We start from the raw sequence: 24,504 nt of genomic DNA on the forward strand, positions 1-24,504 counted from the left end.
GCTGGTGGCCTCGTCGAGCAGCAGGATCGGCGCGTCGCGCAGGATCGCCCTGGCGAGCGCGACCCGCTGGCGCTGTCCGCCGGACAGCTTCACCCCGCGCTCACCCACCAGGGTGTCGAAGCCCTCGGGCAACGCGTCGGCGAACTCCGTCACGTGCGCGATCTCCGCCGCGCGGCGGATCTCCCCGGCGGTGGCCTCCGGCCGGGCGAACGCGATGTTGTCCCGCAGTGTGCGGTGGAACATCGCCGGGTCCTGCGGCACATAGGCGATGAGGCCGCGCAGTTCGGCCTGGCGCAGCTTGCTGATGTCCTGTCCCCCGATCAGGATCCGGCCGCCGTCCAGGTCCGTCATCCTCAGCAGCAGCCGGCTGAGGGTGGTCTTGCCTCCGCCGGACCGGCCGACGAGGCCGATCTTCGTCCCGCCGGGCACAGCCAGTTCGAGCCCCTCGAAGAGGGGTGACGCCCCCGCGTGGGCGAAGGTCACCCCCTCGAAGTGGACGTCGGCGGCCCGGGACCGCAGCGGCTCCGGCGACTCGGGATCGAGCACGGTCGGCGGCATCAGCAGCAGTTCGGTGAACTGCGCGGCCTCCGTCATCGATCTCTCCAGACGGCGGTAGATCTGGTTGAACTCGAACATGATCCGCGTCGCGTTCGTGTAGTACGTGAAGGCGACCACGACCGCCTCCACGCCGTGCCCGCTGCCGCTGAGCGCGACCGCGAGCAACAGGCCCAGCGCGTTGGTGAGTACGGACATGGGCGCGACCAGTGTGTCGATGCGCAGGTTGCCGTAGTCCCACGCCCTCAGGGTGAGCCGCCGCGACTCGGCGACACGGGACCGGTGCTCGGCGGCCTCGCGTTCCTCGGCGGCGAACGCCCTGACCGTGTCCATGTTCATCAGGCTGTCGGCGACATGGCCCGACACCCGGGCGATCGCTTCCTCGCGCCGGTCGACCAGCGCCTGGCGGCGGCGGACGAGGGGCACCACACACAGTGCGGTCAGCACGATCATCGTCAACAGGCCGACGACGAGGAGCGGTTCGTAGGTCCAGAGCACCACTGATCCGAACACCAGTGGCACCAGGCTGCCCACGACCTGGAACGTCAGTGTGTCGACGAACTCCTCGAACCGGGAGGCGAAGCTCAGCACCCGCTTGGTCAGCGATCCGGCGAAGTTGTCATGGAAGAAGACCGCGTCCTTGGCGAACAGCTCGTCCATGCCGATCACGTACAGGTCCTCGATGCCGCGGGCGGCAAGCCGGTTCAGGCAGTGCAGGCCCAGGCGCCACAGTATCTCCGCGAGCAGCAGGACACCGGCGAAGCCGAGGACGTACGGCAGTGCCTCGGCGACGGTGATACCGCCGTCGGTGGCGATCCGGGCGACGAGTTTCGCCACGATCAGCGGCGCGATGTAGTTGATGCCGATGTTGCCCATCGCCGGCAGCAGCATCGCGGGCACCGCGAACAGCCGGAACCGGGCGAGCTCCCGTCCGTAGTGACGAAGTGCGAGGGACACCGCACCCTTGCCCGGCTGAACCTCGCGCGATCCAGTCGTTCCCATTCCCACCCCGTGTCGTCGTACGGCGGCCCGTCACCCGTGCGAGTACGGATGGGCCAGAACCGGAACTGGGATTGTCCCGCGACGGCGCCGGAGGAGTCCAAGCGTTTTCCCGCCGCTCAGCGCCCACACACATGTGCGATGCCGCGCCCGGGTGTGCCATGGAACCCTGTCGGCGGTTCCGGGCGTTCTCGTCCGTACATGGCCCAATACCTACGAGCGGAGGACACCACGTGGCGCACATTCTTGTCATCGGCGGCGGGATCGCCGGTACGGCGTCCGCCCTGGCCCTGCACAAGGCGGGGTCGCAGGTCACCGTGTACGAGGCACACCCCGAACCGGCCGCGGACACCGGCGCGTTCCTCACACTCGCGAGCAACGGCATGCGGGCTCTCGCTCAGGTCGACGCCTCCGCCGCGGTCACGGCGGTCGGCTTCCCGCTGCGGTCGATGCGGGTCCTCGACGACACGGGCGCCGTGGTGGCCCATGTGCCGCTCGGCGAGGCCGCCGACCCGCTCCTGCGGTACCGATGCCTGCGTCGCGGTGAACTCGCCGCGGCTCTGCGGGCGGAAGCCGCTCACCGGGGTATCGGCATCAGGCACGGGGCCCGCCTGGTGTCCGTCCGGGACGCCCCGGACGGTGTCACGGCACACTTCGCCGACGGCAGCACCGCGACCGGTGACCTGCTCGTCGGGGCGGACGGTCTGAACTCCGTCGTACGCCAGGAGACCGCCCCTGCCGTACGGCCGTCCTACGCGGGACAGCGCGTCTTCTACGGCTACACCGACGACCCGCTCGTCGCCGAGGAGAACGGCCAGGAGAGCGAGCGCATCACCATGGTGCGGGGCAGCACGACCGCGTTCGGCTACGCGGTGTCGCCGGACGGGGAGACGTACTGGTTCGCGCGGGTGGCCGGTGAGCCCCTGGCCGCCGACGAGATCGCCCACGGCACACCCGCCCACTGGCGCGATCTGCTCCTGCCGCTGCTGTGCCAGGACACCACCCCTGCCGCGGGCATCGTCACGGCCACCACCGACCGCCTCATGGTCACCAATGCCACCGAGCTGCCCACCGGCACACCATGGCGCTCCGGCCGCACCCTGACCATCGGCGACGCGGCCCACGCGGCCTCCCCCGCGACCGGACAGGGAGCCTCGATGGCGCTGGAGGACGCCGTCGTCCTCGCGAAGTGCCTGCGCGACGCACCTGACACCGGGACCGCGCTCTCCCGCTACGAGACACTCCGTCGCCCACGTGTCGAGGAGAACATCACGGTCAGCGGAAACATCTCCCGCGGCACACCTCCGACGTCCCGTCCCGGACGGGGAGCGCCCGCGCCCCGGCCCGGCGACGAGGAACTCGTCCGGCACCTGGCCTGGCACACCGACCTCTGGGCGGAGACCGGCGGCGACAGGCCCTGACCTGGGTCCCGGCGACCACCGGCACGACATACGCCACGGTTGACGACCCATCAGGGAGTGTGGGTCAGCACCGCGACCGGACCTCCGCGACCGCCCACACACATGGCGGTTGCACACACTGCGAACAGTCCATTCCAGTCATGCGTACTATCTCTACACTGGCGCAAAGCGCGCAGTTGTGTCCTTCGGACGGACCAGCCCTGACAGACATCACCCCGCTCTCCACCGGTGCACGCCATGTTTCCCCTTCGTGCACATGTGCCGGCGGACCGAGAAAGGCTCCAGTCATGCCCGAGAACCAGACCTCCACCACGGAACTCACCTCGCAGTACTTCGCGCAGGTGACGAGTGACCTTGAGCGCAACACCAAGGAGCAGGACCGTATCGCCGCGGACATCTCGGCCTTGCAGGAGCAGTTGCTCGCACTGCAGCACGACCACACAGTCCTGGTGAACATGCAGCAGGCGCTCGGTGGCGCGCGTCCCGTCACCGGGACCACCAAGGCCGCGCCCTCCGTACCGAGCCAGGCCTCCGCGCGGACCAAGCAGGCCAAGTCGACGAAGCCGACGAAGCCGGCCAGGAAGAAGACCGCCGCTGTCACGGACGCGAAGAAGACCGCGGTCAAGCAGCCCGCGGCGAAGGCGCCCAGGACGGCCGCCCAGCCGAGCCTCGTCGACCTGATCCGCACGCACCTGGAAGAGCAGAGCGAGCCGCGTTCCGCCGCCGAGATCACCACCGCGCTCACCGCGGCCCACCCCGACCGCACCATCAAGACCACGGTCGTGCGCACCACCCTTGAGAACCTGGTCGCCAGGAGCAGCGCCCACCGCAACAAGCAGGGCTCCTCGGTCTTCTACACGGCCACCACCGAGCCCGCCGCCGAGCCCCAGACGGCCGCGGCGACCGGCTGACCACCCTCGACGGCGGCATGGCCCCCGGGCCGCCGGCACGTCGGCAGGCGACCGTTCGCGTATGCCATCGCGTGCCGGGGCCGGCCGCCCCCGCACAGGGCGGCCCCGGCCGGCTGCGACGTGGCTCAACCCGTCCGGTGCAGTTGGGCGAACTCGTCGGCGAGTACGCCCATGCGGACCACGTCGTGGTGCCTGCCCTCGAAGAACACATGGTCCCGCAGGCGCCCTTCCTCGATGAGACCGAGCCGGTGTTGAAGTGCCAGCGAGGCCGTGTTGTGTGCGAAGACCCGCGCCTCGCACTTGTGGAAGCGCCGCTCGGCGAACATGAACCGCAGCAGTGTCACCGCGGCATCTGTCGCATAACCCTTGCGCCGGTGATCCGCCCCCACGGTGATGCCGTACTCGAACCAGCCGGCATGGGGGTCGGCGTGGTGTGAGCCGACAAGGCCGACCATCTCTCCCGTGTCGACGGCTTCGATCGCCAGGGTGAAGCAGTCACCGTCGGTCGTGGCGACCGCCAGTTCCTTCGCCCGGGCGCGGTGGCCCTCGGCGGAACGGGGCGGATTCAGCAGGTCGCCCAGCCGCTCCTCGTCCACCGTGAAGCGCATGAGCGCGGTCCAGTCGTCGGGCTCGATGCCCCGAAGACGTATCCGTTCACCGGTCCAGAACGATGTCATCCTCCATTGGATCACGGCGATCACGCCCGCGTCCGGGCCGAGGCCAGGGCAAGGCCGAGGGCCATTGTCAGTGGTGGCAGGCAGGATGACCGCATGACCACACCAGCTGCAGTGATCGTGGATGCCGCCGGCTACGCACAGGCGGTCGAGGACGCCGTGAAGGCGTCGGCCGCCTACTACACCGGCGGCACCTCGCCGATGGACGACGACACCTACGACCGCCTGGTGCGCGCCGTCACCGCATGGGAGGCGGACCATCCCGACCAGGTGCTGCCCGGCTCACCGACCGGAAAGGTCGCCGGCGGTGCCGTGGAGGGCGATGTGCCGCACACGGTGGCCATGCTCAGCCTGGACAACGTGTTCTCGCCCGACGAGTTCACCGCCTGGACGGCTTCGCTGGCCCGGCGCGTGGGCCACGACGTGGAGCGGTTCGGCGTCGAGCCGAAGCTCGACGGCCTGGCGATCGCCGCCCGTTACACAGGTGGCCGCCTGGACCGACTGATCACACGTGGCGACGGCACGGCCGGGGAGGACGTCTCGCACGCGATCGGCACGGTCGAGGGCCTGCCGGAGGTCCTGGCCGAGCCCGTCACGGTGGAGGTGCGCGGTGAAGTCCTGATGACCACCGCCCAGTTCGAGCACGCCAACGAGGTGCGCACCGCACACGGCGGCCAGCCGTTCGCGAATCCGCGCGGCGCCTCAGCGGGCACCCTGAGGGCCAAGGACCGCGCCTACACCGTGCCGATGACGTTCTTCGGCTACGGCCTGCTGCCCCTGCCGGACACGGACGCCGAGCTCGCCGGGCGGCTGCGCGAGTTGTCCCACAGCGAGCTGATGGCCCACACCGCCGAACTGGGAGTGAACACCACCGCCGGCACCGCCGTCCCCGGCACCACGGCCGACACGGCCGAGCAGGTCCTGGCACGGGTCCAGGAGATCGCCACGCTGCGCGCCACACTGCCGTTCGGAATCGACGGGATCGTCATCAAGGCGGACCTGGCCGCCGACCAGCAGGCCGCCGGATCGGGTTCGCGCGCCCCGCGCTGGGCCATCGCCTACAAGCTGCCCGCGGTGGAGAAGATCACCCGGCTCCTCGATGTCGAGTGGAACGTGGGCCGTACCGGCATCATCGCCCCGCGCGCCGTACTCGAACCGGTCCTCATCGACGGGGCCACCATCACGTACGCCACCCTCCACAACCCCGCCGACATCACCAGGCGCGACCTGCGTCTGGGCGACCACGTCATGGTCCACCGCGCCGGCGACGTCATCCCCCGTATCGAGGCCCCCGTCGCCCATCTGCGCACCGGCACCGAACAGCCCATCGTCTTCCCCGAAGTGTGCCCCCGGTGCGGAAGCGGCATCGACACCAGCGAACAGCGCTGGCGCTGCGAGAACGGCCGCAACTGCCATCTGGTCGCCGCCCTCTCCTACGCCGCCGGCCGCGACCAGCTCGACATCGAGGGCCTCGGCCACACGCGCGTCGTCCAGCTCGTCGAGGCGGGGCTGGTCACCGATCTCGCGGGCCTGTTCACCCTCACCCGCGACCAGCTCCTGAACCTGGAGCGGATGGGCGAGACGAGCACCGACAACCTCCTCGCGGCGCTCGACACCGCCAAGGGACGGCCGCTCTCACGGGTGCTGTGCGCGCTGGGCGTGCGGGGTACGGGTCGGTCGATGTCCCGCCGCATCGCCCGTCACTTCGCCACGATGGACCATCTCCGCGCAGCCGACGTCGCTTCGATGCAGCAGGTCGACGGCATCGGCACCGAAAAGGCCCCGTCCATCGTCGCCGAACTCGCCGAACTCGCCCCGCTCATCAACAGGCTCATCGCAGCGGGAGTGAACATGACCGAGCCCGGCGCCACCCCGCCGAGCCCGGCAGCCGCCGACGACCCCGACAGCTCCTCAGAAGGCACTGAGGGCGGCTCCGACGGCTCGGAGGGGTCGGGCGGCCCGGAACCGACAGGCGGGCCGCTGGCCGGGATGACAGTGGTCGTGACCGGCGCGATGACCGGCGTACTGGAGAAGCTCAGCCGCAACCAGATGAACGAGCTCGTCGAACGTGCCGGGGGCCGCTCCTCCTCCAGCGTCTCCAAGAAGACGGCCCTGGTGGTGGCGGGGGAAGGCGCCGGATCCAAACGCGCCAAGGCCGAGACCCTCGGCGTCCGCCTGGCCACCCCCGACGAATTCGCCACCCTCGTCACCGACTACCTCGTATAGTCCCGAGTCCTCGGACGGGGGTGACGGCGACCGATGAGTTTCTCCGGGATCAGCAGTCAGTCAGTGAACAGATCACAAAACACTGGAGATTTTCGATGCGCACACTGATCAGCACCGCCTTCATCTCGCTCGACGGCGTCGTCGAGGCCCCGGGTGGCGAGCCCGGTTACCGGAACTCGGGTTGGACCTTCAAGGACATGGAGTTCCTCCCGGAGGCGTTCGACATCAAGGGCCGGGAGCAGCAGGAAGCCACCGCGATGCTGCTGGGCCGGGTCAGCTACGAGGCGTTCAGTCCGGTCTGGCCGGGCATGGAGGATTTCTCCGACTACAAGGTGATGCCGAAGTACGTCGTCTCCACCACCCTCACCGAGGACGACCTGGTGTCCGACTGGGGACCGACCACTGTCCTTCGGTCGCTCGACGAGGTCGCCGCGCTCAAGGAGACCGAGGGCGGCCCGATCATCGTCAACGGCAGCGCCGCCCTCAACCGGAGCCTCTCGGACGCCGGCCTGATCGACCGTTACCACCTGCTTGTCTTCCCGCTCCTGCTCGGCGCGGGCAAGCGGCTGTTCAGCGACACGGACAAGGACACCCAGAAGCTGCGACTCGTCGAGCACGAGGCGTACGCGAACGGTCTGCAGAAGAACGTCTTCGACGTCGTCCGCTGACGGCGCCCCGCGCGCGGCCTTGGCCCGAGACCGTTGGCCCAGGACCCGCTCCCCCTTGGCCGGTGGCGCGGGACCGGGCCGTCATGACAGGCTCTGCGTCGCTCGTGAACAGGCTGTTGGTGAGGGGAAATCCGTGGACACGCAGACGTGGGACGCGCTGGTCGCATCGATGAAGAACGCGTACACCGCGGATCTGGCTCAGGGGACCGCGCCCCGGCCGGTCATCATGCCGCTGGTACGGGGCGAACTGGTCGGGCTCATCTGGCTGCGCCCGACCAAGGACGGCGAAGACGCCCTGACCGCGATCGTCGAGCTCTCGAACGTCGCCGCCGCGGCAAGCGCGGACGAGGTCGTGCTCGCCTGGGAGACCCAGGACGTCGCCACCGCCTGCCGTCTCCCGGCCACCGGTCCGGTGCCCTGCCTGAATCTGGTGCATGCCACCAAGGAGGGTCACGTACTGCACCAACTCCCCTACACGCACCAGCCCTTGGGCTCCCCCTCCGGTGATCCGGTCACGGCCGAACCACTGTGGCTCCCCGCCCCGGGTCCTCAGCCCGGCGGGGAACTCTCTCCGCCGATCCAGGCCGCCCTCAGGTACTCCTTCACTCCCCTCGACCTCGACCATCCCTCCCCGTTCGGCGTCACCGTGCTCCTCATGGAGGACGACGGCTACACCGTCCACCTCACCGACACCTTTACTCCGTAGCGGGGCGAAGGCCGGTTGCCGTGATGGTCTTCCCGTGGCGGGGTATACGCAGTTGTGCACGGACCGCACCACCGTCCCCGCCACAGGAGTAGAGCCATGGCCGGCATTTTGAGCAAGATCAAGCAGTTCGCCAGGAGCCCGCAAGGACGGCGCACCATCGAACAGGCCCGGCGTGCCTCCGCCGATCCGCGCCGACGAGCCCAGGCCCAGCGGCTGCTGGGCAAGCTCCGCGGACGGCGCTGACCTCGGTCCTCTCAACGCGAAGACCCCACCTGAAGAATTCGGGTGGGGTCTTGTCGGAGCGCCGGGCAGGCCTTGCACCTGCATTTTCCCGCAGGAAGCGGGACGTCTTTCCTTGGACCACCGACGCGAGACGCACGTGCCGTTCGGCCATGCGCTCAAGATCGAGGATACCAGCCCCGACGCCCTCCGCAGCACACTCCCCGCGAGGGTCGGACGACAGGAACCGCCTGCCGCGGAAGGGCATCGCAGGACGCGATTCCCGTTTGCCGACCGCTGAGCCGGATACCCGGAGCCCATGGCTGGAGCGAACAACAAAACGACGAACGGACAGTCGCCCACCGCGAACGCGCGAGCGGCGAAGAACACTGTGACCGAAGGTGCCACAGCGCCGGCGAAGGAGTCGCAGAAGGCCGCCACCGAGGCGGTGAAGAACGCCGGGGACGCCGCCGGGGCCGTCGGCCGTGGCAGCAAGGAGTCCCTGGTGAACCTCGGCGGTGCCGCGTCGCAGAAGGCCAAGGAAACGGCAAGGACGGTGCAGGGCACCGTTTCCACGGCCGCTCAGCAGACGGCAGGCAAGGCAGGCTTGGCCTGGACTCTCCTGAAGGCCAGGAAGGCCGTGGCAGCCGCCGCCGGCGCGGGAACAGCAGCCGTGGTCCTCTGCTCCTACACCGCGGGCCGGCGTGCCGGTCTGCGGCGGCGCGGCCCGCTCTCCCGGCTCAGCGGCGGCCGTCTCTGACCAACAGGACACCGCCACAGGCACCTGCTCGCATGCCCGTCGGAGCTCTCCGCTCCGGCGGGCAGCTTGTGCGAGCCCCGACATGGAGGTGCGGTCGGCCTGTCCGGAACCGGAACCTGATCACCGTGCCGCGCGTCGTTACGGGCACGCCCACTCGCGATGTGACCTGACGTGGTGTGAGGCGTGTGCGGGGAAGGCGGTTCCGGGGCAGATGGGTGGGGCGTGGTGGAGCGGGCGAACGGCAGTGTGGCGGAGGCGGACGCGGTGCCGAGCGGGTCTCCGGCTGAGGCGCCCTCGCGGTGGCGTCGGCACATCCCCTGGCGGCACTGGGGCCCGGACGCGAAAGGCCGCTCGCTCTGGGTGCGTGGGCGCGTGCTCGCCTCGCTCGCCGTACTGACCGCCGCCCTGCCGGCTTTCCACTCCGCCGTGCCCAACACGGTGGGCCGCTTCGGCAGTCTGCTGGAGACGTTTCTGCCCTGGCTCGGTCTGGCCGTTCCGCTGTTGGCGGTTCTGGCCGTGCTGCGCCGCTCGGTCACCACGCTGGTGATCCTGCTGCTGCCCGCGGCCGTCTGGGGGCAGTTGTTCGGCGGGCGGCTCCTTGCGGAGGGCCGCGGCGCACATGACCTCACGGCGGTCCAGCACAACGTCAGCGACGTGAACGCCGACCCCACGGGCACCGCGCGCGCCCTGATCAGAACCGCGCCGGACTTCGTCGCGCTGGAAGAGCTGACTCCCGCCGCGCTGCCGGCCTATGAGAGGGCCCTGGCGTCGGACTACCCGTACCACGCGGTCGAAGGAACCGTCGGACTGTGGTCGAGGCACCCCCTGTCGGCCGTCCGGCCGGTGGACATCAGACCGGAGGGCATCGAGGAGGGCTGGAATCGCGGGGTGCGGTCCACGGCACGTACTCCGTGGGGCGACATCGCGGTGTACGTCGCTCATCTGCCCTCGGTACGCCTTCGATGGAACGGCCTCGGTTCTGGTTGGCGCGACGAGAGCGCCGGGCTGCTCGGTGCGGCCGTCGCGGCCGAGGACCTGGACAGGGTGATCCTGCTCGGTGACTTCAACGGCACGGTGGACGACCGGGGCCTGGAGCCGGTCACCTCGCGGATGGACTCGACGGGTCAGGCCTTCGCCTTCAGCTGGCCCGCCTCTTTCCCCGTGTCCCGGATCGACCACGTCATGGCCCGCTCGGCGACCGTGACCAACGTCCGGACCCTGCCCGCCACCGGCAGCGACCACCTGCCGGTCGCCGTGGACATCCGACTCGACCGCGGCGGGCGCCGGTGACTCACCACCGCCCCCCTGATCCCTAGGTCTGCCGCAACGGCTCGTACACCTCCGCACCTATACCGAACGTCCAGGCCACACCCTCGCGGGCCGTGCGGGTCGTCGGCGGTACCCGCAGCCAGTAGGTGCGGCTCGTACCATCGGGCTCCGGCGTGGAGTTGACGACCTCGACCATCACCACGTCCTCGTCACCGACCAGTTCGACCCGCCACAGCACCCCCGTCTCGTCGCGGTGGACGGGGATCGCGCCGGACTCGTCCAGGTACCGGTCGTAGCCGTAGTACTCCAGCATCACGCGGCGCAGTTCGGCGTTCTCCTCGCCGCGTATCCGCTCGGGAGTCAGCCTGGTCAGCTCGTCGAGGAAGTCGCGTGGCACGGGCATGCCCCGCCAGGCGTACAACTCGAAGCCGTCCGCGTAGCCGAGTGCCGGGCCGTCGCCGCGGTCCAGGCGTCCGGCTTCGTCGCGGTGCAGGGTCAGGGGGCGCTCGCTGACGATCGCCACCTTCTCGTAGGGCCACCACCAGCCCGCGTTGCGTGCCACCGCGGCGAGGCCGTCCAGGGGGCCCGCGTCCGCGGAGTCGAACGCGCACAGCCAGGCCGCGTCGTGTTGTCCCAGGGCCGCGTCCAGAAGGAGGAGGCGGACCTGTGTCTCCTCCCGCCGGTCGGTGGCCAGTTCGTCGACGATTCCCGCCCGCACCCGGTCGACCAGGGTGCGGGTCGACTCCCACAGCCCCGCCCCCGTGGCACGCCAGTGACCGCTCCACCCCGCCGGGCCCAGTCGCGCGTGCAGCCGTGCCCGCTCGGCCGCCCAGGGCGCGCTCAGTACCGCCTCGCGGACACTCCCGCCGAGGGTGTCCCGCTCCGAGCCGTCCGGACGTGCCGCCACCATGAGCATCCGTACCGCCTTGCGCGGTGACTGCGTCCATACGATGCGATCGGGTTCCACCAGGCCGGCCAGCCGGTAGGCGAGTCGTACGCCCTCCTCTGCCGCCGCCCGGTCACCCGGTCCTGTCGCCGCTGCCGCCGCACGCCAACTGCTCTGATCCATCAACGCCGTTCCTCTCCCCAGTACTGTGCCGAACCGCACCCCCGCGCGGCATGTGCGTGCGTCGTCAGTCGTCAGTCGTCAGTCGTCAGTCGGCGACGATGCGCACCGAGCCCGGCACGTACTCCCGCTGCCGGATCACCCGGTACCAGCCCTTCGAGAGCGAGATAGCCGCATGCTCCTCATGTACGACGCGGGCTCCGTCGGGCACATGCAGCAGCATCGGGCCGAACAGACCGGCCTCGCGGACGAGCCGTCCCGGACCGACCACCGCATGGGCATGGCCGGTGACTTCACCGAGTGCCAGGACGAGCCTGCCGCGGCCGTCACGAGGCTCGGACGCCGCGTCGGCGGCGTGCTCGGGCACCGCGCTCTCGGCCAGCGCCACGATCAGCACGTCTCCTTGCCGGTACATGGGTCTCCTCCCGTTGCGGCACACCGTGTGCCATGGAAAAACCCTAGAGGCGGGCACTGACAATCGCCCTCGCCACCAGGTCACAGGCCCTGCGCCGGGTGAGGGTCCCCCGGTCCCTGTCTCGTGTCGGTGGGCAGTCGGCCGGCTCAAGTGCCCCCTGTTCGCGGCGCTGTCAGTGGGACTTGGTAGAACTCCGGTACCTGGATGCGGTCGGCGCGCACCGGGGTCAGGGCCCACGACCGCCGATCCACCGACCTCAGCACGAAGGAGCAGGCGCGCATGACCATCGGTAGCCACCTCACGGAGTTCCACGGCCTGCCGGCCTTCACCTTCCCGGGCGTCGACGACCCGACACCCGACGTCTCCTCGTTTCCGTCCCCCGAGTCCGTGGCCTGGCGCGTCGCGGTGAACTCCTACGAGTCCGAGGAACAGTGGGAAGCGGCCTTCGCCCGTTTCCTGGAGGCCGTCGACACCAAGCGGGTGCGGGCGCTGGTCGTGGGCGCGTGGAGCGATGTGTACGACTCCCCTCCCGACGAGGTGATCGAGGCGCTGGTGGCGGCCCGCGACCGACTGCCCGCCCTGCGCGGCCTGTTCGTCGCCGACGTCGTGATGGAGGAGGCCGAGATGTCCTGGATCACCCAGGGCGACATGGGTCCGCTCCTCGAAGCCTTCCCCGATCTGGAGGAGTTCGGGGTCCGCGGCGGCAACCAGCTCGTCTTCCCCGCCGTCCGTCACGAACGGCTGCGCAAGCTGACCGTCGAGACGGGTGGCATGCCCGCCGAAGCAGTGCGCGGCGTCGCCGCCAGTGACCTGCCCGCCCTCACCGATCTCGACCTGTGGCTGGGCACGTCCGAGTACGGCGGAGACGCCGACATGGCCGACCTCGAACCGTTCTTCGCGGGCACTCGGCTGCCCGCCCTCACCCGGCTCGCCCTGCGCAACAGCGAGATCCAGGACGCCATCTGCGCGGCCCTCGCGTCCGCCCCCGTGGTGGCACGCCTGACGGAACTCGACGTCTCCATGGGGGTGCTCACCGACGACGGTGCGACGGCGCTGCTGACCGGTCAGCCGTTGACGCACCTCAAGAAGCTCGACCTGCACCACAACTACCTCAGCCCCGACGTGTCCGCACGACTGCTGGAAACGCTGGAGCCCGCGGGCGTGGAGGTCAACACCGACAAGGAAGACGCCGACGCCGACGAGGACGACGACGGTGAGGTCTGGCGTTTCGTCGCGGTGGGCGAGTAGCGCACCGCGAAGACCGGACGAGAGGAGGGGGACGGCATGCACGGCACCGAGCCCGTACCGGACCCTGGACCGGTGGACGCACCGCCGAAGTGGGTGGTCGTCGCCAACGGGGACAACCGCAGGGTGAGTCTGTTCACCTCGGCCGCCGAGGCCGCCGGTCAGGGCACACCCCGGGTCGTCGAGTGGCATGACGTACTGCGCGACGGCGGCCACGACTTCGCCGACGACGAGATCGTCCGCCTCGACTCCCCCGGGGAGAACGCCGGTGTGGACGCGCTGCTGCGGGGCGTGGACGATCCGACGCGGGTGGAGGGTTCCGGGCGCTGGTATGCCCGGTTCCTGGGCTGCGTGGCCTCGCTGCGCGGCGGCCTGCGCCTCGACGACCCGGCCGAGCTTGCCGTGATGTTCGACAAGCGTCTGTGCCACGACCGGCTCGCCCGCGCGGACGTGCCGGTGCCGCCGTCCCCCACTTCCGGCGGACTCACACCCATCCGGGGGTGGACGGACGTACGGGACGTCATGGCGGCGGCGGGCATGCGGCGCGTCTTCGTCAAACTCGCCCACGGCTCGTCCGCCTCCGGTGTGCTGGCCATCGAGACCGGTGGCGCCGGCCGAATCCGTGCGACGACCTCGGTGGAGCGCGCCGAGGACGGACGTCTGCACAACTCGCTGCGGGTGCGCCGCTGTACGACGGAGGCGGAGATCGCCGCGATCGTCGACGCGCTGGCCCCGGACGGGCTGCATGTCGAACGGTGGCTGCCGAAGGCCTCACTCGGCGACAGGTCGGCCGACCTGCGCGTCGTGGTGGTGGCCGGCCGGGCCACGCACGCCGTGGTCCGCACCAGCCGCTCTCCCCTGACCAACCTCCATCTCGGCGGGACACGGGGCGATCTGGCGGCCGTGCGGGCGCTGGCCGGTGACCGGTGGACCGCGGCCGTGGAGGCCTGTGAGCGGGCCGCCGCCTGCTTCCCCGGCACGCTGTGTGTCGGGGTAGATCTGCTCCCCGCCATCGGCTGGCGCAACTTCGCCGTCGGCGAGGTCAACGCGTTCGGCGACCTGCTCCCCCGCCTCACCGGCCTGCCGGGCAGCGGCGCGGAGGGGCAGGACACGTACGCCGCGCAGATCGCCGCGGCCGGCCCCTTCTGCGGTCTCCGCCTCGGTCCGGCCACGCCACCCGGGAGGCCCGGTGCGCCCGCCCCGCCCGGGCCGCCCTCGTCACCGCACGACCCGCCAAGGACAGCCCATGCCACAACCTGACCCCAACTCCAACCCCAACTCCAACCCCAACTCCGACTCCGACTCCGCCCCTGCCCCCGACTCCGTACGGTCCCCTGCCGGTCACTCTCCCACCCCGACGACCACCACACCGGACATGAACGAGGTGGTGGGCCGGGACGACCTGCTGCTCCTCACCCTGGACACCCTCCGGCACGACGTGGCGGCCGAACTCGCGGCGGCCGGCCGGCTGCCCAACCTCACGGCCCGTCTCCCGGGCGGCACCTGGGAGAAGCGGCACGCCCCCGGGAGCTTCACCTACGCCTCCCACCAGGCGATGTTCGCGGGCTTCCTCCCCACACCTGCCACGCCAGGACCGCATCCGCGGCTGTTCGCGGCCCGGTTCGCGGGCAGCGAGACGACGGCGGACGGCACGTTCGTCTTCGAGACCCCCGACCTCGTGTCCGGCCTCGCCGCGCACGGCTACCGCACGGTGTGCATCGGCGGCGTCGGCTTCTTCAACAAGCAGGGTGCCCTGGGCGACGTCCTGCCCGGCTACTTCCAGGAGAGCCACTGGGAGCCCGAGTTCTCCGTGGCATCGCCGACCTCCTTCGAGGCGCAGGTGACACGCGCCGAGAAGACGATCTCCGAACTGCCCCCGGATCAACGGCTGTTCCTCTTCCTGAACGCCTCCGCGCTGCACCAGCCGAACTGGTTCCACCTCGCCGGGGCGACCCGTGAGGCGGGCGACAGCCGTCTCACCCATGCCGCGGCGCTGGAGTACATCGACCGTCACGTCGGGCGGCTGTTCAGCGCGATGAGTTCGCGTCGCCGCTGCTTCGCGATCGTCTGCTCCGACCACGGCACCGCCTACGGGGACGACGGCTACACCGGCCACCGCCTCGGCCACGAATCCGTGTGGACCGTGCCCTACGGCCACTTCTTCCTGGAGCCGCCCACATGACCGTCACCTCAGCGGACGCCTCAGCCGACAGCTCTGCCGACGCCTCTGCCGATACCGCCGTCGCTCCGCCGCGCCCGTACCAGAGTTATACGTACGCGTATCCGCACAAGACCGCCTACCGGGAGCTCGTTCCGGAGCCCCGGCTCGCGGACCTGTGGGCGGGTGAGTCGCGGCAGGCACTCTCGCTGTATCTGCACATCCCGTTCTGCGAGATCCGCTGCGGCTTCTGCAACCTCTTCACCCGCATCGGCGCGCCGGACGGTCTGACGGGCCGCTATCTGGACGCCGTGCAGCGCCAGGCCGCCGCCGTTCGCGAGGCGCTCGGGGACGAGGAGCCGCCGCGGTTCGCCAACGCCGCGTTCGGCGGAGGCACTCCGACCTATCTGGAGGCCGCCGAACTGGAGCGGCTGTGCGACATCGCCGAGCGGGAGATGGGCGTGGACCTGCGGGCCGTGCCCCTGTCCGTGGAGGCGTCGCCGTCCACGGCCACGGCCGACCGGCTGGCCGTGCTGGTCGAGCGGGGCACCACGCGCCTCAGCCTCGGTGTGCAGAGCTTCGTCGAGGAGGAGTCCCGCGCGGCCGTACGCCCGCAGCGCAGGGCCGATGTCGAGGCGGCGCTTGCCCGTGTCCGCGAGGCCGCCGTGCCGGCCTTGAACATCGACCTGATCTACGGCATCGACGGCCAGACGGCCGCCAGTTGGCGGTACTCCCTCGACGCGGCCCTGTCCTGGCGCCCCGAGGAGATCTACCTCTATCCCCTCTACATACGCCCACTCACCGGGCTCGGCCGCCACACCGACTCCCGTACGGCCGACCGGGAGTGGGACGAGCAGCGCCTGCGCCGCTACCGGGAGGGCCGCGACCAGCTGCTTTCGCACGGCTACGAACAGGTGTCGATGCGCATGTTCCGGCGGACGGACGCGCCGCCGCAGGGGCCGGACGACTACGCCTGCCAGACCGACGGCATGATCGGCCTGGGCTGCGGCGCCCGCTCCTACACCGCACGGCTGCACTACTCCTTCGACTACGCGGTGTCGATGCGGGAGATCCGCGGCATCATCGACGACTACACCGCCACGGAGGACTTCTCGCGTGCCCTGCACGGGAGGCGGGTCGACGAGGACGAGGCGCGGCGCCGGCATCTGCTGCAGTCGCTGCTCCAGGCGCAGGGCCTGCCCGTCGCCGACTACCGCCTGCGGTTCGGCACGGATCCCCATGACGACTTCCCGGCGGAGCTGGACGCCCTCACCGCCCGCGGCTGGCTCGACGACGCCCGGCCGGAGCTGCTCCGGCTCTCCGCCGACGGGCTCGCCCACTCGGACGCCATCGGCCCCGAGTTCTTCTCACCGGCCGTACGCGCCGCCATGGCCGCCTACGAGACGAAGTGAGGGCCGGTGGATCTGACGCTGCTGTACCGCGGCCCCCTCTCGTCCTGCGACTACGACTGCCCGTACTGCCCGTTCGCGAAGCGGCGGGACACCACGGCGCAGCTGCGCGCCGACCGCACGGCGCTCGGGCGGTTCACCGCCTGGGCGCACGAGCAGCACGGCGACCGTCTCTCGGTGCTCTTCACGCCGTGGGGCGAGGGGCTGGTGCGCTCCTGGTACCGCCGCGCCCTCGTGGACCTCTCGCACCGGCCGCACGTACAGCGGGTCGCCATCCAGACGAACCTGAGCTGCCGCACCGACTGGCTGAGGGACGCGGACCTCGACACCGTCGCCCTGTGGTGCACCTACCACCCCGGACAGACACCGTACGAACGCTTCCTGGCCAAGACGCGTGCGCTGTCCGGCCTCGGCGTCCGGTTCAGCGTCGGGATCGTCGGCGTACCGGACCATCTGGAGCACGCGCGGCGGCTGCGCGCGGAGCTGCCGCCGCACGTCTATCTGTGGGTGAACGCCGCCGAAGGACACACCTACACGGACGAGCAGGCCGCGGAGTGGACGGAGCTGGACCCGCTCTTCCCGTTCAGCCGGCATCCGCACCGGTCGGCGGGGATGCCCTGCCGCACCGGTGAGTCGGTCCTCTCGGTCGACGGGGAGGGCACGGTCCGCCGCTGCCACTTCGTCCGTACCGCACTGGGCAACCTCTACGACGGCTCCTACCGGGCCGCGCTCGGCCCGCGGGCCTGCCCGAAGGAGCTGTGCGACTGCCACATCGGATACGTCCATCTGGAGACGCTGCCGCTGTACGACGTGTTCGCGGGCGGCATCCTGGAGCGCGTACCGCAGTCACAGGCCCTCCCCGGCCGCCCGGCCCTGCCGCTGGTGCCCAGGGGCACCGAGCCGCTGCCCCGTACGTTGGGAAGCCATGCGGATCACGAAGTACACCCACGCCTGCGTACGGCTGGAACATGAGGGCCGCGTGCTGGTCATCGACCCGGGGATCTGGAGCGAGCCGGCCGCGCTGAGCGGCGCGGACGCCGTGCTGGTGACACACGAGCATGCCGACCACGTCGACGTGCTGCGCCTGGCCGGTCTCGGCGTGCCGGTCCACGCGCCCGCCGGAGCGCGCCTTCCACGGCTGGAGGTCACCGGAGTCGATGTCGACACGGAGTTCAGCGCCGGAGGCTTCCGCGTACGGGCTGTCGGCGGGCGGCACGCGCCCGTACACGGCGATCTGCCCGACTGCGTGAACCTCGGTTACATCGTCGATGAGACCTTGTACCATCCCGGCGACTCGCTGCACGTCCCACAGCAGTCGGTCGAGACACTCGCCGTCCCGGCGCAGGCATCATGGATGAGGACGGCGGAGGCGATCGACTTCGTCAGGGCCGTCGGGCCCCGGCGGGCGTTCGCGATGCACGACGGCCAGATCAACGAACGTGGCCTGCACAGCGTCAACGGCTGGCTCACGGAAGAGACCGACAACGGCTACCGCTACCTGGCACCCGGCGAATCGCTCTGATCCGTACGTACTGTCATCAGACAGCGCCTGCCCCGAAAGGACTCGATCCCATGATCATTTTCGGCACCAAGGGATACCTCTACCAGCTCGCGATACTGACGCTGCTGTGCGGCCAGTGCGGCAACCCGTCCGCGCACACGCTCAGCAAACGCGTCACGAAATTCACCCTGTTCTTCATCCCGCTGTTCCCCGTCTCGACGAAGTACGCGACACAGTGCACTTTCTGCGGTGCGCAGCACAAGATCGGCAAGGAACAGGCGGATCAGCTGCAGGTACAGGCCGCGAGCGGCCGGCAGCACGGTCAGCCGCAGCAGCAGCCCTACCAGGGCTGAACCCTGCCGAACAAGGGATACGGTCGCTGCGGTGGGTGCGACGGTCCCCTCTTGCCATGTTTACGCAAACAAAGACCGTCCACACGATCTCGTGTCCCACCGAGGCCCGTGCGGGCGATAATGGCCCCGAAACGGCGACACTCCAGGGGTGGTCAGCGTGGACGGAGCATGGCAGGCGGATCCGCCGGACGTGTCGTCGGCGCAGTCCACGGGCACCCTCCGGGTGCGCCCGCTCGCCGGCCGTACGGGCTGGCAGGCCGCGGGCGAGATCAGCCTGGCCACCCGCCCGGTCTGGGAACGGGCGCTGCACCGGCTGGCGCTGGAGGACGTGGAGGTGTGCCACTTGGAGCTCTCGGCCGTCACCTTCGTCGATGTCGCCGGTGTCTGCGCCCTCGCGGTGGCGGCTCAAGGTCTTCCCGAAGGACGTCGCATCATGCTCGAACAACCACCTGCCACGCTGGGACGGGTGCTGGACATGTTCTGGCCCGACCTGCCGGGCGTCGAGGTGGTGTCCCGATGACCGCCCCGACCGCCGAGCCCTTCGTACATCCCGCCCTGTTCTACCGGGGCGAGGAGGAGTACGTGGCCGGCACCGTACCGTTCGTCCGCGAAGGCCTGGAGGCCGGCGAGCCGGTGGCGGTGGCCGTGCCCGGCCCGCAGCTGGACGTCCTCCGGGCGGCCCTGGGCGACGCCGCGGCGGATGTGCGCCTCGTCGACATGACGCAGGCCGGACGCAATCCCGCGCGGATCATCCCCAGGGTGCTGCGTGTCTTCGCCGACTCCCATCCGAAGAAGCGCGTACGGATCATCGGCGAGCCGATCTGGCCCGACCGCACCGGCCTGGAGTATCCGGCCTGTGCTCAGCACGAGGCTCTGATCAACTACGCGTTCGAGGGCCGGGACGCGACGATCCTGTGTCCGTACGACGCCGAGGGGCTCAGCGAGCAGGCGCTGACCGACGCGTACGCGACCCATCCCGTCGTGATCTCCGGCGGCCGGCAGCGGAGCAGCCCGTCCTACGCGCCCGAGCACGTGGTCGAGCGGTACAACCAGCCCCTGACGACCCCGGAGGGGGCGGAGGGCCGTGCCTTCGGCGCGGACGAACTGCCGATGGCCAGGTACTTCGTGGTCGAGCAGGCGAGGCGGTTCGGTCTGTCGGGGGTCCGGCTGGAGGACCTGGCGCTGGTCGCGGCCGAGCTGACCACCAACAGCGTGGTGCACGGCGGTGGGGCCGGCACCGTACACATGTGGGCCGAGGGCGGTCAGGTGGTGTGCGAGGTCCGCGACCAGGGGCGCCTGAAGGACCCGCTCGCCGGACGACGGCCCTCGCCGCCCGCGCAACCGGGCGGCCGTGGTCTGCTGCTGGTGAACTACCTCACCGATCTCGTACGCGTCCACACGGGCCCCGACGGAACGGTCATTCGCTGTTACGTCGACCGCTGAGGGCTCCGCCCCGGGCGCGGTCTCGGAGCCGCGGGCCGGCGGCGGTGGGCCGGCGCATGGGTGGGCCGGGTCTGGATACCCGGTCGTCATGGCGAGGACAACGAATTCCGGTCACACCGACGTCAGCGCGTCGGAGTCCGGGCAGCAGCAGGCTTCGGGCCCGGGTCCGGACCCGGCTCCGGACCCGGAAGAGCGGATCGAGGAGCGGGCACCGGACGAGCCCACCAGGTTGCCGAAGCGTTCCTGGCCGGCCGTGCTGAAAGGCACGGCCAAGGAGTTCAAGGACGACGAACTCGCCGACCGGGCCGCGGCACTGACGTACTACGGCTTCCTCTCGCTGTTTCCGGCGCTGCTGCTCCTGGTCTCGCTCCTGGGCATCGCGGGAAAGTCGGCGACCCAGGAGGTCCTGGACAACGTCAAGAAGCTCGCTCCCGGCTCCGCCCGGGACATCATCAGCGACGCGGTGACGCAGTTGCAGGGCCGGGGCGGTATCGGCTCGGTCATGGCCCTGGTCGGTCTGGTCCTCGCCGTGTGGTCGGCTTCCGGCTACGTGGCGGCCTTCATCCGGTCCGCCAACGCCGTCTACGACATGCCCGAGGGGCGCCCCGTCTGGAAGGTGCTGCCCATCCGCGTGGGCGTGACCGTGGTGCTCCTGGTGCTGGCGGTGCTCAGCGCGCTGATCGTGGTGTTCACCGGTGGTCTGGCCCGCGAGGCCGGCGGGGCGCTGGGCATCGGCGACTCGGCGTTGACGGCGTGGTCGATCGCCAAGTGGCCGGTGCTGGTCGTCCTGGTCACGATCATGATCGCCCTTCTCTACTGGGCGACGCCGAACGTGAAGGGCCGCGGCTTCAAGTGGATCACCCCCGGGAGCGTGCTGGCGCTGGTGATCTGGATGATCGCATCGGCCGGGTTCGCGTTCTACGTGGCGAACTTCGGCTCGTACAACAAGACCTACGGCACGCTCGCCGGTGTCATCGTCTTCCTGATCTGGCTGTGGATCAGCAACATCGCGATCCTGCTCGGCCTGGAGTTCGACGCCGAGCTGTCCCGGCAGCGTGCCATCGCCGGGGGTCTGCCGGCCACCGAGGAGCCGTATGTCCCGCCGCGGGACACCCGCGCCTGGAGCGACGCGGACCAGCGCCGCATGGAATGAGCCCGTGAGGTCATCCGGTCGGCCATGAGGTCATCCGGCCGTGCGCGCGAGTCCGGCGATGACCTCCACGGCGCGGTCCAGTTCGGCCTCGGTGTTGTAGTAGTGCGGTGAGAGGCGGACCAGGGGGTGTACGTCCCGCACCTCCGTGTCGAACTGGGTGTGCTCGGGCACGGTGGTGGTCACGTTGATCCCCTGCCGCGCGAGCGCCGCGGCGACGTCCGCGGTGGGTACGGCGTCGACCTTGGCGGTCACGATGGCGCACCGGACGCGGCCGAGGTCGTACGTGGTGACGCCCGGCAGCGCGTCGAGCCGGTCGCGCAGGTACGCGCCGAGGGCGGTGGCTCGCTGCCCGATGCGCTCCATGCCCAGGTCCAGGGCCTGGCGCACGGCCGCGTCGAGCCCCAGGACGTTGGCGTGGCTCGCCTCCCAGCTCTCGAAACGCCGCGCGCCGTCATGCCAGGTGAAGCCGCGCTCACCGTCCCAGGTGGCCGCCTCGATGTCGCTGACGAACGGGTCGAGGTACTCCAGTGCCTCGGAACGGACCCACAGGAAGCCGGTGCCGCGCGGTCCTCGCAGGAACTTGCGGCCGGTGCCGGTGAGCATGTCGCAGCCGATCTCGGTGACGTCGACGGGGAACTGCCTCACGGTCTGCGTGGCGTCCAGCAGGAACGGCACGCCGGCGGCGCGGGTGATCCGGCCGATCTCGGCCGCCGGATTGACCAGGCCCCCGCTGGTGGGGACATGGCTCACGCCCACGAGCCTGGTGCGCTCGTCGATCAGGCCGGTCAGCGCCGCGGTGTCGAGCTGTCCGAACTCGTCGTCCGGTACCACCACGACCTCGGCACCGGAGCGCCGGGCGGTCTGCAGGTAGGCCAGCACGTTGCTGCCGTACTCCGCCCGGCCGGTCAGGATGCGGTCGCCCGGCTCGAAGGTCAACGAGTAGAAGGCGGCGTTCCACGCGTGCGTGGAGTTGTCGAAGAGCGCGAGCTCGTCGGGCCGCCCTCCCAGCAACCGGGCGAGGTTCGTGCGGGTCGCGTCGATCCGGTCCTGCTCCTGGTCCGCGGCCTCGTATCCGCCGACAGCGGCTTCGAGCTCCAGATGGGAGGTCACCGCCTCAAGTGTCTGCCGGGAGAGCAGCCCGGCCCCGGCGTTGTTGAGGTGTACGCGATTGGCGGTGCCCGGGGTGTCCTTGCGGAGCGCGTCGATGTCCATGCCGGTGTGGTCCGTGCCGATGTCGTCCATGCGGGTGTGGTCCATGCAGGTGTGTTCCCATCCGGCCGGGGTCGGTATTCCTCAACTGCCTTCCCCGTCCAGGGAAAAGTGCTCCACGAGGGCATCGGAATCCAGCGGCCCGCCGCCACCGAGCATCCCGGCCCCGTCACCTCCCCGCCGCCACCACTTTCAGCTCGGCCAGTGACTCCCGCAGGAAATCCGCCAGTTGGCGGTCGCCGTCCTCGTCGACCCAGCGCTCGAAACCGATCTTGAAGACGGCGATGCCCGCCTCCGCGGTGAGGCTCGCGGCCGGGTCGCTCACTCCGCGGGAGCGGAACGTGGCGGCCAGTGCCTTGGACAGTGACGCGAGCTTGATCAGCTCGCGCTCGCGCAGCTCCGCGTTCGCCACTATGACGGCCTGGCGCTGCCGGGAGAACTCGTGGCGCTCCAGGAAGACGGCGGAGATCGTCTCCAGGGCCGAGGCCATCGCGTCGATCGGCGCGGCCGTCTCCGGGGTGTGGGAGAGGGCGTCCACGAAAGCCTCCTCCAGCAGGTGCGCACCTGCGAAGAGCACCTCGCGCTTGTCGGCGTAGTGCCGGAAGAACGTCCGCTCGGTGAGCCCGGCGCGCTGGGCGATCTGCGCGGCTGTCGTCTGCTCGAACCCGCGCTCCCTGTAGAGCTCCAGCGCCGCCTGCTCAAGGCGGCCACGCGCGTTCGGTTCCCATCGGCCCATGCGCAGATCTTACGCGATGGCAGTCACTGACTTCACCTGCTACGGTCGACGGCAGTCACTGACATCGACCGGTGTGCCGCTGATGCCGAGCCCCTGGCACCCGCGACAAGGACGGTCGAGCTACCCGGAGGTTCCCCTCATGCGTGTGTTCATCACCGGTGCGTCCGGCTGGATCGGTTCAGCCGTCGTTCCGGAGCTCATCGGCGCCGGTCACCAGGTCGTCGGGCTCGCCCGCTCCGACGCCTCGGCCGCCGCGCTCACCCAGGCCGGCGCCGAGGTGCGCCGCGGCACCATCGACGATCTCGACGCCCTGCGCGCCGGGGCCGCCGAGTCCGACGGTGTGATCCACCTCGCCTTCAAGCACGACATCGCCTTCAGCGGCGGCTTCGACGCCGCCGCCGACGCGGACCGGCTCGCCATCGACACGTTCGGCGACGCGCTCGCCGGCTCCGACCGGCCGTTCGTCATCGCCTCCGGTTTGCTCGGACTGGCGCCCGGGAAGGTCGCCACCGAGCAGGACGGCCAGGCGTCCGACCCGGCCGCCCCCCACGGGACCTCCGGCCCGGCCAGGCGGTTGGCCAACGCGCAGGCGACGGTCGCCCTCGCGGAGCGCGGCGTCCGTTCGTCCGTCCTACGGCTTCCGCCGACCGTGCACGGTGACGGGGACCACGGTTTCCTCGCCACCATCGTCGCCGTCGCCCGCGAGAAGGGCGTCTCCGGCTACATCGGCGACGGCGCCAACCGCTGGCCCGCCGTGCATCGGTCCGATGCCGCGCGCCTGTTCCGCCTGGCGCTGGAAAGCGCTCCGGCCGGCTCCACGCTGCACGCGGTCTCGGACGAGGGCGTGCCGATCCGTGCCGTCGCCGAGGTGATCGGCCGGCACCTCGACCTGCCCGTCGTCCCGGTCTCCCCCGACGACGCGGCCGGGCACTTCACCTGGCTGGGCGCCCTCATCGGCCTGGACAGCCCCGCCTCCAGTGCGCGGACCCGCGAGCTGCTGGGGTGGCAGCCGGTCCAGCCCGGTCTCATCGCCGACCTCGAAAAGGGCCACTACTTCGCGACCCCGGCCACGTGATCGCCCACACCACCCGCACCACCCGCACCACACTCACTCCCCTCACCGACTGACGACCACCCCGCCACCGGCCGCCGATCCCGTATCGGCGGCCGGTGGCGTTCCCGGACGGGCCTCGTTCCCGTGCGCGGCGCCCAACAAAAGAAGTCGTGTCCGACGGGTTGCCCAGGAGTTGATTCATTACTTAAATCAACACCTGAACTAAGCGTCACCGTAACGGTTTTGGGTCTTCTCCAGGCCTCCCGCGCCATGCCGGAGGTCCCTGCACCACGCGCTCGACAGGTCCCACGACAGACCCATCCCCCCATCTCGGGTCGCCATCGCGCCCCGCCC

25 protein-coding genes are annotated in these 24,504 nt (G+C 70.5%); 19 read left to right on the top strand and 6 right to left on the bottom strand.

Going from position 1 to position 24,504, the window contains the following annotated elements; all coding sequences use genetic code 11:
• Positions 1-1,557 (bottom strand): ABC transporter ATP-binding protein (locus AOK01_RS20125; RefSeq protein WP_055513674.1); only part of this gene is annotated, 1,557 nt, incomplete at its 3' end.
• Positions 1,558-1,787: 230 nt separating this feature from the next.
• On the opposite strand from AOK01_RS20125, the gene AOK01_RS20130 reads away from it, so the two are divergent.
• Positions 1,788-2,975: an FAD-dependent oxidoreductase gene (locus AOK01_RS20130; RefSeq protein WP_055513625.1), complete on the top strand. Its 1,188-nt coding sequence runs from the start codon at positions 1,788-1,790 to the stop codon at positions 2,973-2,975.
• A gap of 287 nt (positions 2,976-3,262) precedes the next feature.
• Positions 3,263-3,886, top strand: a complete 624-nt coding sequence (locus AOK01_RS20135; RefSeq protein ID WP_055513627.1) for a hypothetical protein — start codon at positions 3,263-3,265, stop codon at positions 3,884-3,886.
• A 125-nt stretch (positions 3,887-4,011) separates the two neighbouring features.
• Here the strand turns inward: AOK01_RS20135 and AOK01_RS20140 are convergent, their stop codons facing one another.
• The gene (locus tag AOK01_RS20140) at positions 4,012-4,563 is read right to left on the bottom strand and encodes a GNAT family N-acetyltransferase (protein WP_055513629.1); all 552 of its coding nucleotides are present in this window, start codon (positions 4,561-4,563) and stop codon (positions 4,012-4,014) included.
• A 93-nt stretch (positions 4,564-4,656) separates the two neighbouring features.
• Between AOK01_RS20140 and ligA the strand changes: the two genes are divergently transcribed.
• The 6 genes from ligA (at position 4,657) to AOK01_RS20165 (ending at position 10,429) form a co-directional block, all read left to right on the top strand.
• Positions 4,657-6,786: an NAD-dependent DNA ligase LigA gene (gene ligA / locus AOK01_RS20145; RefSeq protein WP_055513631.1), complete on the top strand. Its 2,130-nt coding sequence runs from the start codon at positions 4,657-4,659 to the stop codon at positions 6,784-6,786.
• A gap of 95 nt (positions 6,787-6,881) precedes the next feature.
• On the top strand, positions 6,882-7,454 hold the full coding sequence (locus AOK01_RS20150) for a dihydrofolate reductase family protein (protein WP_055513634.1): 573 nt from the start codon (positions 6,882-6,884) through the stop codon (positions 7,452-7,454).
• Positions 7,455-7,587: 133 nt separating this feature from the next.
• Positions 7,588-8,160 carry a hypothetical protein gene (locus AOK01_RS20155; RefSeq protein WP_055513636.1) on the top strand — a complete coding sequence of 191 codons (573 nt, stop codon included), beginning with the start codon at positions 7,588-7,590 and terminating at the stop codon, positions 8,158-8,160.
• A 96-nt stretch (positions 8,161-8,256) separates the two neighbouring features.
• A complete protein-coding gene (locus AOK01_RS44110; RefSeq protein ID WP_169800142.1) occupies positions 8,257-8,403 on the top strand; it encodes a hypothetical protein in 147 nt (48 codons plus the stop codon).
• 295 nt (positions 8,404-8,698) lie between these two features.
• Positions 8,699-9,139 (top strand): hypothetical protein, encoded by a 441-nt coding sequence (locus tag AOK01_RS20160; RefSeq protein ID WP_055513638.1) that lies wholly within the window; start codon positions 8,699-8,701, stop codon positions 9,137-9,139.
• A 222-nt stretch (positions 9,140-9,361) separates the two neighbouring features.
• On the top strand, positions 9,362-10,429 hold the full coding sequence (locus tag AOK01_RS20165) for an endonuclease/exonuclease/phosphatase family protein (protein WP_425424746.1): 1,068 nt from the start codon (positions 9,362-9,364) through the stop codon (positions 10,427-10,429).
• A gap of 22 nt (positions 10,430-10,451) precedes the next feature.
• On the opposite strand, the gene AOK01_RS20170 is transcribed toward AOK01_RS20165, so the two are convergent.
• Complete coding sequence (locus tag AOK01_RS20170; RefSeq protein ID WP_213862120.1) at positions 10,452-11,477, bottom strand: DUF6745 domain-containing protein; 1,026 nt, start codon at positions 11,475-11,477, stop codon at positions 10,452-10,454.
• Between the two features lie 85 nt (positions 11,478-11,562).
• Positions 11,563-11,889 (bottom strand): hypothetical protein, encoded by a 327-nt coding sequence (locus AOK01_RS20175; RefSeq protein ID WP_055513644.1) that lies wholly within the window; start codon positions 11,887-11,889, stop codon positions 11,563-11,565.
• A 279-nt stretch (positions 11,890-12,168) separates the two neighbouring features.
• Between AOK01_RS20175 and AOK01_RS20180 the strand changes: the two genes are divergently transcribed.
• From AOK01_RS20180 to AOK01_RS20225, 10 genes are all read left to right on the top strand, one after another.
• Complete coding sequence (locus AOK01_RS20180) at positions 12,169-13,137, top strand: STM4015 family protein (RefSeq protein WP_055513676.1); 969 nt, start codon at positions 12,169-12,171, stop codon at positions 13,135-13,137.
• A gap of 36 nt (positions 13,138-13,173) precedes the next feature.
• Entirely contained in the window at positions 13,174-14,394 is a 1,221-nt protein-coding gene (locus tag AOK01_RS20185) for an STM4014 family protein (protein ID WP_055513646.1), read from the top strand.
• 115 nt (positions 14,395-14,509) lie between these two features.
• Positions 14,510-15,316 carry an STM4013/SEN3800 family hydrolase gene (locus AOK01_RS20190; RefSeq protein WP_055513648.1) on the top strand — a complete coding sequence of 269 codons (807 nt, stop codon included), beginning with the start codon at positions 14,510-14,512 and terminating at the stop codon, positions 15,314-15,316.
• Complete coding sequence (locus AOK01_RS20195) at positions 15,313-16,704, top strand: STM4012 family radical SAM protein (RefSeq protein WP_055513650.1); 1,392 nt, start codon at positions 15,313-15,315, stop codon at positions 16,702-16,704. The genes AOK01_RS20190 and AOK01_RS20195 overlap by 4 nt, the downstream gene beginning before the upstream one ends.
• Positions 16,705-16,710: 6 nt before the next feature.
• On the top strand, positions 16,711-17,673 hold the full coding sequence (locus tag AOK01_RS20200; protein WP_079103581.1) for an STM4011 family radical SAM protein: 963 nt from the start codon (positions 16,711-16,713) through the stop codon (positions 17,671-17,673).
• Complete coding sequence (locus AOK01_RS20205) at positions 17,627-18,223, top strand: MBL fold metallo-hydrolase (RefSeq protein WP_055513652.1); 597 nt, start codon at positions 17,627-17,629, stop codon at positions 18,221-18,223. The genes AOK01_RS20200 and AOK01_RS20205 overlap by 47 nt, the downstream gene beginning before the upstream one ends.
• Before the next feature lie 50 nt (positions 18,224-18,273).
• Positions 18,274-18,555: a zinc-ribbon domain-containing protein gene (locus tag AOK01_RS20210; RefSeq protein WP_055513653.1), complete on the top strand. Its 282-nt coding sequence runs from the start codon at positions 18,274-18,276 to the stop codon at positions 18,553-18,555.
• 148 nt (positions 18,556-18,703) lie between these two features.
• On the top strand, positions 18,704-19,075 hold the full coding sequence (locus AOK01_RS20215) for an STAS domain-containing protein (RefSeq protein WP_342671049.1): 372 nt from the start codon (positions 18,704-18,706) through the stop codon (positions 19,073-19,075).
• A complete protein-coding gene (locus AOK01_RS20220; protein WP_055513655.1) occupies positions 19,072-19,998 on the top strand; it encodes an anti-sigma factor RsbA family regulatory protein in 927 nt (308 codons plus the stop codon). Before AOK01_RS20215 ends, AOK01_RS20220 begins: the two co-directional genes overlap by 4 nt.
• 88 nt (positions 19,999-20,086) lie before the next feature.
• The gene (locus tag AOK01_RS20225; RefSeq protein ID WP_055513657.1) at positions 20,087-21,151 is read left to right on the top strand and encodes a YihY/virulence factor BrkB family protein; all 1,065 of its coding nucleotides are present in this window, start codon (positions 20,087-20,089) and stop codon (positions 21,149-21,151) included.
• A 30-nt stretch (positions 21,152-21,181) separates the two neighbouring features.
• On the opposite strand, the gene AOK01_RS20230 is transcribed toward AOK01_RS20225, so the two are convergent.
• Both AOK01_RS20230 and AOK01_RS20235 read right to left on the bottom strand, forming a co-directional pair.
• Entirely contained in the window at positions 21,182-22,408 is a 1,227-nt protein-coding gene (locus AOK01_RS20230; RefSeq protein ID WP_245702328.1) for an aminotransferase class V-fold PLP-dependent enzyme, read from the bottom strand.
• 121 nt (positions 22,409-22,529) lie between these two features.
• Positions 22,530-23,096, bottom strand: coding sequence for a TetR family transcriptional regulator (locus tag AOK01_RS20235; protein ID WP_055513663.1), 567 nt, complete (start codon positions 23,094-23,096; stop codon positions 22,530-22,532).
• Positions 23,097-23,235: 139 nt separating this feature from the next.
• Here AOK01_RS20235 and AOK01_RS20240 point away from each other — a divergent pair, with 139 nt between their 5' ends.
• A complete protein-coding gene (locus AOK01_RS20240; protein WP_055513672.1) occupies positions 23,236-24,171 on the top strand; it encodes an SDR family oxidoreductase in 936 nt (311 codons plus the stop codon).
• Positions 24,172-24,504 lie beyond the last annotated feature (333 nt).

This window comes from Streptomyces aurantiacus (genome assembly GCF_001418335.1).
In the GTDB taxonomy this organism is placed as follows: Bacteria; Actinomycetota; Actinomycetes; order Streptomycetales; family Streptomycetaceae; genus Streptomyces; species Streptomyces aurantiacus.

What these genes read in the sequence shown, in the direction of transcription:
- AOK01_RS20135 (WP_055513627.1), top strand. Translation starts at nt 3,263, where the DNA reads ATGCCCGAGAACCAGACCTCCACCACGGAACTCACCTCGCAGTACTTC.
- AOK01_RS20140 (WP_055513629.1), bottom strand. Translation starts at nt 4,563, where the DNA reads ATGACATCGTTCTGGACCGGTGAACGGATACGTCTTCGGGGCATCGAG.
- ligA (WP_055513631.1), top strand. Translation starts at nt 4,657, where the DNA reads ATGACCACACCAGCTGCAGTGATCGTGGATGCCGCCGGCTACGCACAG.
- AOK01_RS20150 (WP_055513634.1), top strand. Translation starts at nt 6,882, where the DNA reads ATGCGCACACTGATCAGCACCGCCTTCATCTCGCTCGACGGCGTCGTC.
- AOK01_RS44110 (WP_169800142.1), top strand. Translation starts at nt 8,257, where the DNA reads ATGGCCGGCATTTTGAGCAAGATCAAGCAGTTCGCCAGGAGCCCGCAA.
- AOK01_RS20160 (WP_055513638.1), top strand. Translation starts at nt 8,699, where the DNA reads ATGGCTGGAGCGAACAACAAAACGACGAACGGACAGTCGCCCACCGCG.
- AOK01_RS20170 (WP_213862120.1), bottom strand. Translation starts at nt 11,477, where the DNA reads ATGGATCAGAGCAGTTGGCGTGCGGCGGCAGCGGCGACAGGACCGGGT.
- AOK01_RS20175 (WP_055513644.1), bottom strand. Translation starts at nt 11,889, where the DNA reads ATGTACCGGCAAGGAGACGTGCTGATCGTGGCGCTGGCCGAGAGCGCG.
- AOK01_RS20180 (WP_055513676.1), top strand. Translation starts at nt 12,169, where the DNA reads ATGACCATCGGTAGCCACCTCACGGAGTTCCACGGCCTGCCGGCCTTC.
- AOK01_RS20185 (WP_055513646.1), top strand. Translation starts at nt 13,174, where the DNA reads ATGCACGGCACCGAGCCCGTACCGGACCCTGGACCGGTGGACGCACCG.
- AOK01_RS20190 (WP_055513648.1), top strand. Translation starts at nt 14,510, where the DNA reads ATGAACGAGGTGGTGGGCCGGGACGACCTGCTGCTCCTCACCCTGGAC.
- AOK01_RS20195 (WP_055513650.1), top strand. Translation starts at nt 15,313, where the DNA reads ATGACCGTCACCTCAGCGGACGCCTCAGCCGACAGCTCTGCCGACGCC.
- AOK01_RS20205 (WP_055513652.1), top strand. Translation starts at nt 17,627, where the DNA reads ATGCGGATCACGAAGTACACCCACGCCTGCGTACGGCTGGAACATGAG.
- AOK01_RS20210 (WP_055513653.1), top strand. Translation starts at nt 18,274, where the DNA reads ATGATCATTTTCGGCACCAAGGGATACCTCTACCAGCTCGCGATACTG.
- AOK01_RS20220 (WP_055513655.1), top strand. Translation starts at nt 19,072, where the DNA reads ATGACCGCCCCGACCGCCGAGCCCTTCGTACATCCCGCCCTGTTCTAC.
- AOK01_RS20225 (WP_055513657.1), top strand. Translation starts at nt 20,087, where the DNA reads ATGGCGAGGACAACGAATTCCGGTCACACCGACGTCAGCGCGTCGGAG.
- AOK01_RS20230 (WP_245702328.1), bottom strand. Translation starts at nt 22,408, where the DNA reads ATGGACCACACCCGCATGGACGACATCGGCACGGACCACACCGGCATG.
- AOK01_RS20235 (WP_055513663.1), bottom strand. Translation starts at nt 23,096, where the DNA reads ATGGGCCGATGGGAACCGAACGCGCGTGGCCGCCTTGAGCAGGCGGCG.
- AOK01_RS20240 (WP_055513672.1), top strand. Translation starts at nt 23,236, where the DNA reads ATGCGTGTGTTCATCACCGGTGCGTCCGGCTGGATCGGTTCAGCCGTC.